4 protein-coding genes and 3 pseudogenes are annotated in these 9118 nt (G+C 68.4%); 2 read left to right on the top strand and 5 right to left on the bottom strand.

Annotated features, from left to right (window positions below):
* Positions 1-137 (top strand): annotated as a pseudogene (locus ACZ4SF_RS30385) (IS5/IS1182 family transposase); the annotation flags it as partial.
* Between the two features lie 1544 nt (positions 138-1681).
* Here ACZ4SF_RS30385 and ACZ4SF_RS30380 read toward each other — a convergent pair.
* Positions 1682-1888 carry a hypothetical protein gene (locus tag ACZ4SF_RS30380; RefSeq protein ID WP_468390537.1) on the bottom strand — a complete coding sequence of 69 codons (207 nt, stop codon included), beginning with the start codon at positions 1886-1888 and terminating at the stop codon, positions 1682-1684.
* Positions 1889-2225: 337 nt separating this feature from the next.
* Positions 2226-3229, bottom strand: a pseudogene (locus ACZ4SF_RS30375) (IS5 family transposase).
* A gap of 158 nt (positions 3230-3387) precedes the next feature.
* On the opposite strand from ACZ4SF_RS30375, the gene ACZ4SF_RS30370 reads away from it, so the two are divergent.
* Positions 3388-5352: a glycoside hydrolase family 15 protein gene (locus ACZ4SF_RS30370; RefSeq protein ID WP_468390534.1), complete on the top strand. Its 1965-nt coding sequence runs from the start codon at positions 3388-3390 to the stop codon at positions 5350-5352.
* 15 nt (positions 5353-5367) lie between these two features.
* Here the strand turns inward: ACZ4SF_RS30370 and ACZ4SF_RS30365 are convergent, their stop codons facing one another.
* From ACZ4SF_RS30365 to ACZ4SF_RS30355, 3 genes and pseudogenes are all read right to left on the bottom strand, one after another.
* On the bottom strand, positions 5368-7485 hold the full coding sequence (locus ACZ4SF_RS30365; protein WP_468390531.1) for an FUSC family protein: 2118 nt from the start codon (positions 7483-7485) through the stop codon (positions 5368-5370).
* Between the two features lie 39 nt (positions 7486-7524).
* Positions 7525-7784 (bottom strand): annotated as a pseudogene (locus ACZ4SF_RS30360) (ImpB/MucB/SamB family protein); the annotation flags it as partial.
* A gap of 427 nt (positions 7785-8211) precedes the next feature.
* The gene (locus tag ACZ4SF_RS30355) at positions 8212-9114 is read right to left on the bottom strand and encodes a LysR substrate-binding domain-containing protein (protein WP_100830102.1); all 903 of its coding nucleotides are present in this window, start codon (positions 9112-9114) and stop codon (positions 8212-8214) included.
* Positions 9115-9118: the final 4 nt, after the last annotated feature.

Genomic DNA, 9118 nt, shown 5'->3' with positions numbered 1-9118 from the left:
GACCGTGGAACGCACGATGTCCTGGCTCGCCGGATGCCGACGACTGCACCGCCGCTACGAGCGCAAAGCCGAGCACTTCCTCGCCTTCACCAGCAATCGCCTGCACCCTCATCTGCTACCGCAGACTAACCAAATGAGATGACCTCTTAGAGGGAGCGGTTGCCGGTTCCGTTCCGTTTGGGCGCGCAGCCCGATGAGACATTCCCTGCCGCATCAAGCACCCGTCGTCGCTCCGCTCCTCCGGGCGGGCGCGGGCGGCCAGTGGCGCCCGCGCTCATGTCTCCGCCCCACTCGGCACCGCCGCCCGCCCGCTCCCGCCCAAGAGGCAGGCACACGGGCATGAGGCCAGAACAAGCCTCCGGCGGGGATCGGCCGACGCCGGGATGGAGGGGGCGCCGTGCCCGACTGCAGGTTCGCCGTGGCGTGCGAGGGGGCTCCCATCCCGTTTACCGTCGACCCAGGCAGAGCCGAGCAGACGCGGCCCCCGGCGTCCAGGTCGTTCGTACGGTGGCGCGCTCCACCTGGACGCCAGGAACCACGCCCGCTCCACGGTGTGTGGGTCGACGGCAAACGGGATGGGAGCCAAGGAACGTTGTGGTTCCTGCAGGAACCAAAGCTTGCGCGACCTCAGGTGCGACAATCATTGCGGACCGATCCAGGGAGGGGAACGTGATCCGGAGCGAACGGGTATGGACATGGACAAACTGGTTCCAGCTTGCCGTGTTCCTCGTCTGGGGAATCGTGGTGGGACGATCCGGGGGTGACGGCTGGTGGTTCTTCCTCAGCCTTCTAATCTTGATCGCCCAACTCGCATATCTGCCCCGTACCGCGCCGTTCCGTCGGGCCAGGCCCGGCAACGTCGACTGACGGGCGCTCTACATGCTCATGTGAGGGCCGAGGAGTTCAGCGCTGAGCCGGAGGCCTCCGAACCTTCCGAGGGTGATAGAGGGGCCATACGTGCCCCCTGCGTGCCCGATCCAAGGGCACGAGGCGGGGAGCAGCGGGGAGTCACGATGACCGGACCAGGAAGGCGCAGGTCAGCGTCTCGTCAGCTCAGCCCCGGTCCGCCTACGCGATCTTCCAAACTGGTGCTCTGGGGCACCGTCAAGCCGCAGGTCACAGCCGTTACGCCTGTGCAGCCCGTGCAGTAGTCTTCCCGCGGAGGGGTGCCATGTCTGCGTGGATCATGTTGGGCTCCGGCTGCTTTGTCGTAGTCCTGGGCGTGTTGACCTTGACCGGCAGCCGGGGAATCGCAGCGTATGCGCGGTCTCCTAGGGCTGGTTGGGGTCGGATAGCGATGGGTGGCGGCTTCGTCCTGGACGGCGGAGCTAAACTTCTCGGCTTCTCTCCCGGGGCTGGGATGGTTGTTTCCTCCATTGCCCTGGGGCTCGTCGTGCTCGGTGCAGCGCTTCAGATCCGGGCTGGAGTGTTCGCCAGGGTCCGTCATGCTGGCGACGGAGATTGAGCAGCACCCTTACTCCCTGGCCAGGACGACCGTCAAGTGAGCCACTGATGTCTGACACCAGCGGCTGACACCAACAGCCGCGAACACGGTCGGATTCCGGCGTACTCCAGCGGCCGGCGTCGAGCCGCTTTCCCGGCGAAGTGCAGGGTCCGGAAGACGCCGTGATCGACCTGATACGGAAGCGGACCAAGTGCAAAGCGCCGCGTACAGTCTGGATCAGGCTTCGGCGTCGTGAAAGTAGACCGTAAGACTCGGCCAATCGCCGTCCGCAGTGGTCTCCGTATGCATGACGAGATCCTGGACCTTGACCAAGCCAAGGCTTTCGATGGAGTCTGCGACTCTACGGAGCAGCGCAGGCACGTCATCCTGCCCGATTCCCGCCGGGTTGGCCTGGGAGAAGTGTCTGATCGTCCACGATTCCATGCGCTCATGATCGCGCAGACGCCGGCCGTCATGCTGTCCCTTCCAGGCAGACCATCCAGGGGCGCCGTACAGCAGCGAAGTACAGCAACCTCCGCGCCTCCGAACGACCGCCACTAGGCCCAAGCAGCCGACTGACGTGCCTGGCAGACCTCAGCGACCGCCCCGCCCATAGTTCGCATCGAGAGGGTCAGAGCTCCCAAACCGGGGCTGGCCATCCACGTGACCATCACCAGGGGTAGCCTTCCCCTCCGTTCGAAGGTCCCTGGAGGCTCCTTGTGCACACGGCTCTTTTCCTGCTGCGGAGCGCGCTGGGCCTAGGGCCTGTGTGATGTTGTGATCAGTTGGCTGTCTTCAGGAGGTCGTTGATCCAGATCATGGATGCGCGGAGGTGGAGGCCGGCAAGGTAGCTCTCGGGTGTCTTGTCGTAGCGGGTCGCGATGCCTCGCCAGGCCTTCAGCTTGTTGATCAGGCGCTCCACGGTGTTCCGCTCCTTGTAGAGATCGGCGTCGTGGCGTGTGGGGCGACCGCCCCGGCGGCCCTTCTTCTTCCGGTTGGCGGCCTGGTCCTTCTTCTCCGGGATGACTGCCCTGATGTTGCGTTTGCGCAGGTAAGAGCGGTTAGCGCGGGACGAGTAGGCCTTGTCCGCGGCGACAGCGTCGGGCCGGGTTCGGGGCCGGCCGACGGGAAGACGGATGCGCACCTTCTGCAGCACTGGCACGAACTGCGGGCTGTCGGCGGCCTGTCCTGCGGTCAGCACGAGGGACAAAGGACGGCACTTGCGGTCTGCAGCGAGATGGATCTTGCTCGTCAGTCCACCGCGGGATCTGCCGAGCAGGGCTTGGTTCAAGCGGAGCTTGCGCCGTCGCCTGATGCGCCGCCGTTCTTCCTGACCGGGGCCGTCACTGCCGTGCTGTCCGTTCTGTTCTGGCGGGCCGGCCCCTTTTGCCGGGCCCGCTCCTGCTCGATGGCGGCCTCTTCAAGGGCGTCCATGACGTCCTTGCCGATGTGCATCCCGGCTACGTCGTGGTGGGCGCGGGCCGTGGTGGAGTCCACGCTGACCAGGGATAAGTCCGTCTGCCCCTGGCAGGCGGCCTCGGCGATCAGGCCTTCGAGCGGTGCGGTGAAGACGCCGGCGTCCCTCCACACCCGGAAGCGGCCATAGACCGTCGGCCACGGGCCGAACTCGCCGGGCATCTCCCGCCACTGGCTGCTGGTACGGAACCGCCAGATCACCCCCTCGAACTGATCCCGCAGCCGCTCGGGGTACGGCCCGTACTCGCCTATCGGAAGGAACGGCTCGATCAACTTCCATTGCTCGTCAGTGAGTTGCCTACGTGTCAGGACCACCTTCCTACCGGATCCCCGTTCCCGAGGGACCCAGACGGCAAGATTGATCACAACATCACACAGGCCCTAGTTGAGGTGCGAAGTTACTCGTCAGTTAAGACTTCCGGTGCGAAGCCTGTGCACTCCATGCAGTCTGGAGGTGGGAGGCACCCATGAGCGAACACCCGCTGATCGAAGACCATGGACTTATCGGTGACCTGCAGACGGCCGCGTTGGTCTCCACGCAAGGAACGATCGACTGGTTCTGCAGCCCGCGGTTCGACTCACCGAGCATCTTCGGGGCACTGCTCGACAGCGAGAACGGCGGCCACCTACGGATCGCTCCCCGGGCGCCGACGTACGCGACGAAACAGCTCTACTACCCGGACACCTGCGTCCTGCTCACGAGATTCATGACGAAGCGGGGCGTCGGCTCAGTCGTGGATTTCATGCCGCCCACCTCCCCCCGTACTCCGACGAGGAATCACCGGCTGGTCCGCATGCTGCGGTGCACACGCGGTGAGATAGTGTTCGACATCGAGATTGCCCCCCGGTTCGACTACGCACAGCAACCGCATCAGGTCAGGTCGTCACTGGGCGGATGGCATTTCGTCAGCCGGGGCGGCGATACGGACATGACCGTGCACGTGGTGGACTCGCTCGGCGAGGAGTGCACGGAAGCACGGAGGATCCGCGACGGCGATGCATGCATGGCGGTGGGGCTGCAAGCCGGGATGACGCGCGGTCTGGTGCTGGAGACGTTCGCGGACGGTCCGCCCCGCATCGTTTCGCCGGAGGAGTGCGAGCGCCTCCTGGAGGACACCATCATGTTCTGGCACAAGTGGCTGGCGCGTTCGCGCTACAGCGGGCGGTGGCGGGAGATGGTGAACCGCTCGGCCATGACGCTCAAACTCATGACTTACGCCCCGTCTGGGGCCATGATCGCGGCTCCGACCACCAGTCTGCCGGAACAGGTCGGGGGCGAACGCAACTGGGACTACCGCTACGCGTGGGTGCGCGACGCCTCCCTGTCCCTGCACGCGCTGCTCGGGCTGGGATTCACCGAGGAGGCCGTGGCGTTCGCCGAGTGGCTGGGCGACCGCGTCCAGGAGTACAGGGGGCCGGGCAAGCACCCGCTGAAGGTCATGTACCGCGTCGACGGCTCCTCCGCACTGGTGGAGAAGACTCTGGATCAGTGGGAGGGCTATCGGCGCTCCGCTCCGGTGCGAATCGGCAACGGCGCCGCCGACCAGTTGCAGCTCGACATCTACGGTTCGGCACTGGAGTGTCTCCACTTCGCCGACCAGCAGGGTCTGCCGACGACCTGCCGTATCTGGCAGGCGCTGATCGACACGGTGGACTGGGTGTGCGACAACTGGGACCGCCCCGAAGCCGGCATCTGGGAGACGCGGGGCGGGGACAAGGACTTCACCTACGGACGGCTCATGAGCTGGATCGCGCTGGACCGGGCCATCCGCATGGCCGCGCGCAGCGGCCGCCCCGCCGAGGTGCAGCGCTGGACGAAGGAACGCGACGCCATCTACCGGCAGATCCTGGGGCGCGGGTGGAACCCGGAGCGTGCCGCGTTCACGCAGTACCTGGGCAGCGACGTCCTGGACTCCGCTCTCCTGCGGATGCCGGCCGTGGGGTTCATCCCACCGCAGGATCCGCGGTGGATCTCGACCCTGGAGGCGATCAAGAAGGATCTCGTGTCCGACGGTCTCGTGTACCGCTACGACCCCGCCGCCTCCCCCGACGGACTGCTCGGTTCCGAGGGCACCTTCTCGGCGTGCACCTTCTGGTACGTCGAGGCCCTCGCGCGCGCCGGTCATCTGCGTGAGGGGCGCCTCGTCTTCGAGAAGATGCTCACCTACGCCAACCACCTCGGTCTCTACTCCGAGGAGATCGGGCTGACCGGCGAGCAACTCGGTAACTTCCCCCAGGCATTGACCCACCTCGCCCTCGTCACCGCCGCACTGAGCCTGGACGCCCACCTCGACGCCGCCAGACCAGGCTTCCCGCCCACCTCTCCGGTTCCGTTCCTCTACGGGCAACCGACGACAGCGGTGGCCGGAGGTCTGCCCCCACTCGTCACGCCGACCACCCCATATCCGTCGGACCACGTCATCCGCAGGTGAAGTGCGTGCGGAGCATCACGCTGCCGCGTGCCGACGAGGTCGGTGGCGGGAGGCGATGACGACGGTGAGTGCCTCGACGGCGTCGACGGTCGCGGTGCTCATGCCGACGGCACGGCTGACCGCGGCAATGCGCGAGCCGTCGGACGTCGCGGCCAGCAACCCGGAGCGTACGGTGAAGGTGTCGAACACCGACCGCAGCGCCCCCGGGACCACAGTCTCCGCGCCGGCCGCGGCGCGGGCCAGGGCGGCGAGATGTTCATGCAGCGGGTCGGCCAGTTCGGTCAGCTCCGGCACGGCGTCCTGCGGGGTACGCGGCAGGTGGTCGCCCAGCACGGTGGCGCATCCGGCGAGCGTGGTCACCTGGACGCTGATCTGCTCCAACTGCGCGGCCGACCAGGAGCCCTGGTGCCCGGCCGGCTCGTCGTGCGCCTGCTCCACCGCGGCCACCAGGTGCTCCCTGACCTGCCTGGACCGTGCCCGCAGCGCGTCGACGGCCGCCTGGTCGGTCGTCCCGACGTCGGCGTAGCCGGTCAGCAGCTCGGGCAGCAGCCGGTCCTGCACCCGCAGCCACTCCGCGAGCAGGCCCGGCACCCGCCGGTGGGACCAGGTCGGCCAGAGCAGGAAGATCAGCACGGCGAGCGCGGCGCCGACCACCGTGTCGGCGGCGCGCGCCCACGCCGTGGGCCCGGGCAGCCCGCCGACGTGGTGGATCAGGAAGACGATCCAGGTGGTCAGCCACAGGTTGAGCATCAGTTGGCCGGTCCGCAGGGTCACGAACGACGCCGCGGCCAGCACCACCGACACGACCGCAAGGCCGACGGGCGACCATGGCGGCAGGGACAGCACCCAGGCGAAGAGGCCGCCCAGCACGGCCCCGGCCGCCCGTCCCCAGCCACGGGCGATGGTGTGGCCGTACTCGGGGAAGAGCACCAGCATGGTGGTCAGGGCCACCCAGAAGCCGTGCGCGGAGATGCCAAGACCGCCCCACCCGCCGATCGACCGGCCGATGATCTCCGCGACCGCCACGCCCACGCCGAGCCGCAGCGCATGCCGGAAGATCGGCGAACGGGGACGCAACTGCGCCCGGATCCGCCGGGCGGTGCGCGCCACGGAGGGGGTGCCCGTGTACAGACCGGGCACCTCGGTGTGAGGTTCCAGCACGTCGCCGAGGCGGTCGTCGGTCGCGCGCCGGGCCAGTTGCTCGGCCGTCCGCAGCCGCGCGACCAGGTCGCGCGGGCCGCGCACGGGTGACTCGGCCGCCCACGGTTCCAGGAGGCGGTCGACCTCCTCGGACATGCGGTGCTCGCGGGCGGAGGCCACTGTGCGGGAAATGGTGCCCAGCATCTGGGCGACGGCGGCCAGTGCCTCCTGCTTCCCGTCCCCCGCCACCATGGGAACCGCCAGCCGCACGGTGTGCAGCGCGCGGCGGATACGCTCGGCCTCGCCCAGCAGACCAAACATGGCCGCGGCCGCCGGCCGGCTGAACTGCGGCAGCAGGTCCAGGGTCTGCCGGGCCGCCGTGAACTGAGCGGCCCCGCTCAGAGCGGTGGTGTCGGGCGCCACGGAACCCGCGGCGAGCGACTGATACAGGGCGGCCAGGGCGCGGCGCTGGGCGGCGAACCGTGGACCGTACGGCGGGAGCATCTGCACCACCACGACGAGCCCAGACCCGCCCGCGATCCACCCCGTGATCACCAGTCCGCCGTGTACGTCGGGAGCGAGATCGGCCGTGATCATCAGCCCGATCACCGCGAGGCACCCCCGGATGCCGGGCGCGACGCCCAGCGTCCGCCACATCCCGGCGGCGAACGCCGCGAGCGCGAGCAGCAGCAGGAACAGCCAGGTGGTGCCGTGCACGAGAGCCCCCAGCACCGCCATGCCGGTGAAGGCCACGGCCATCCCGAGCGCGTTCACCACAGGGTGCCGCAGCGGGCTCAGCAGCGTGCCGATACCACAGATGAACGCACCGACGCTGGCCATGGCCCCAGCCACCGGGTCGTCCAGCAGCAGGCCGAGAATCGTGGCGAGTACCACGGCCAGAACGGCTCGTACGATCGTCGATGGGGCGGCGAACGCCCGCTGAATGCGCAGCCCGTCCCGGCCGGTCGTGACCAGCGACGACCACCAGCGCATGTCGGGCCTCCTCAGCGGCACGGCACAGGAGCAGCGTTCTCATCCTCTGCCAGCCCCGGCACGGCTGCCACTCGCTGCTCCCGGGGCGGCGCCGCCCGGGCCGGCGAGAGCGGAGGGCCGTTAGGCTCCCGGTCCGAAGCGGCGACGGGCCCTGTCGGCCGCGGCCTCGGCGTCGCGGGCGCGCTCGTCGCGGGGTCCATGGAGAGCCGGCGGTCGGCGCAGTCGGCTTGCCGCAGGTCCTCGGCACGGAGGGGGAAGGCACGGACGCGTGCCGGCTGCAGCCCGAGGCACCGACACAGGTCTCGGCGCATCGGTCGTCGACAACCCGAGGCTGAACAGGAGGCCCTGCGTTCACGCACGCACCGACCCAAGATCACCCGACCCGGCCGCCTCGCTCGATCCGACGTTCACCAGGTCGGTACGACAAAGGCTTCTGACACCAGCACCAGCGAATAGGGGCTGAGGTGGTGTGCCCCTTCCGCGCCCGAACGATCAGCGCCCAACGGCGAGCCAAGGGGAAGCACGTCGAGCCGCCTGTGTTCGCGCAGGTCAAAATCGCGCCAGCACGGATCCGCATACGCAGCCTTCCCAAACCGGCGTGTACATCGGACCTCGCCGGCTGTGGGGCCGGAAATCTGGTCCGAGGCTGGTCCGCTCGAACGCGGAAGGACTTCGGGCCCTACGCCATGACCGAGGAGAGGTCCGCTCAGCGGTGGCGGAGCGGATTCATCCGGTCGTCGGGGTCGGCAGCACCCGCTCAGCCAGGCGCAGCACCGCTGCCACGGCCCCCGTGTCGCCCTTGTCACGCCAAGCCATCCTCAGGGCGATCGGGTCGTACTGATCCATGACCCGTAGGAAGCGCACACCCCGGGCGCTGACGTTGTCGGCGACAGTCGTCAGCGTAAGGGCGCAGCCCACCTCCGCCTCGACGAGCGCCAGCAGGGTCCAGGTGTCGGGCGCGATCTGGACGACGTCCGCCGAGAAGCCGGCGCTGTGCGAAAGGCTGCGCAGGCGGTCGATGAGCACCGAGCCGTAGTAGGGCGGCAGCGAGACGAACGGCTCGTGCGCCAGTTCCTTGATGCGGATGGTCTTCCTCTGGGCAAGGCGATGCGAAGCCGAGACGGCGATGACAAGGTTCTCGTGGGCCACGACTCGTGCCGCGAGGCCCGGGATGACTCCGTCCCAGCGGGAGAAGCCGATCTCCATCTCCCCCCTCAGCACCTTGCTGATGGCGGGTATCGCGAAGTTCTGGCTGTGGAGCTCGATCTGGATGCCCGGGTAATCCTGACGTACCTGCCGGGCCAGCCTGCCGACCATCGAGTGGGTCGACGCCCCAGCGAACGCTACTCGTACCAGGCCCACTTCACCTCCTCTTGCCGCCTTCACCACCAGTCGGGCGCGGCGATGCGCGTCCAACATGTCCTGGGCCGGTCGGCGCAGAGCCTCCCCTTCCGCGGTCAGGCGAACACTGCGCGTGGTCCGCTCGAACAAGCGGGCCCCGAGCTCCTCCTCCAGGCGGCGCACGCTTCGGCTGACCGGAGGCTGGGCCAGGTGCAACCGCTCCGCGGCACGGCCGAAGTGCAGCTCCTCCGCCACGGCCAGGAATACCTCCACGTCGTGGATCTCCATGGCA

Source organism: Streptomyces sp. NPDC027663 (assembly GCF_055566415.1).
This window is presented reverse-complemented; position numbering and strand designations above follow the sequence as displayed.